This window comes from Spirilliplanes yamanashiensis (assembly GCF_016863475.1).
GTDB lineage: Bacteria > Actinomycetota > Actinomycetes > Mycobacteriales > Micromonosporaceae > Spirilliplanes > Spirilliplanes yamanashiensis.
The window spans coordinates 1-1026 of the sequence record NZ_BOOY01000054.1 but is presented as its reverse complement, the minus strand read 5'-3'; the positions used below and the strand labels follow the sequence as shown (position 1 = coordinate 1026).

Annotated in this window: 1 protein-coding gene; it reads left to right on the top strand. The window is 68.0% G+C overall.

The annotated features are described in order from the left end of the window. Nucleotides 1-38: 38 nt before the first annotated feature. The coding region (gene gap / locus Sya03_RS30655) for a type I glyceraldehyde-3-phosphate dehydrogenase (RefSeq protein ID WP_203941949.1) at nt 39-1026 on the top strand (988 nt) is incomplete at its 3' end.

Here is a 1026-nt window from a genome sequence, read left to right as displayed (position 1 = left end):
CCGGCGGCGGACCCCCTCATCACGAGCGGAGGACGACCATGACGTATCGGATCGCGATCAACGGTTTCGGCCGGATCGGTCGTAACTACCTGCGTTGCCTGCTGGGCAAGGGGTTGCTGGGTGCCGGGTACGACGTGGTCGCCGTGAACGACCTGTGGGACACCGGGATGCTGGCGCACCTGCTCGCGCACGACTCGACGTTCGGCCGGCTGGGCCATGACGTGGTCGTGGGCGACGGCGCGTTGACGGTGGCCGGGCACACCATTGCGACGTTCCGGCAGCGTAGCCCGGAGAATCTGCCGTGGGCCGATCTGGATGTGGATCTGGTGATCGAGTCGACGGGTAAGTTGCGGTCGCGTGACGACGCGGCGCTGCATCTGAAGGCGGGCGCGAAGCGGGTGCTGATCTCGGCGCCGGGCAAGGGCGCCGACGCGACGCTGGTGCCGGGTGTCAACGCGCACCTTTTCGATCCGGTGGCGCATCAGATCGTGTCCGCGGCGTCGTGCACGACGAACTGTGTGGCGCCGATGGTGAAGGTGTTGCACGAGGCGTTCGGGCTGGAGCGTGGTTATCTGACCACGGTGCATGCCTACACCAATGACCAGTTGGTGCTGGATGCCCCGCACAAGGATCCGCGTCGGGCCCGCGCGGCGGCGGTGAACATCATTCCGACGAGTACGGGTGCGGCGAAGGCGGTCGGGCTGGTGCTGCCGGAGTTGGCCGGCCGGCTCGACGGTGTGGCGTTGCGGGTGCCGGTGGAGGACGGCTCGATCAGTGATCTGACGTGTGAGCTGACCCGGCCGGCAACGCGGGGTGAGATCAACGCCGCGATGGCGGAGGCCGCCGCCGGTGCGCTGGCCGGGATCCTGCGCTACACCGAGGCGCCGATCGTGTCGCGTGACATCGTGGGTGACCCGTCGTCGTGTGTGTTCGACGCGGGGCTGACGCAGGCCACGGGCACGTTCGTGAAGGTGTTCGGCTGGTACGACAACGAGTGGGGCTACCTCAACCGCCTCGCCGACCTGA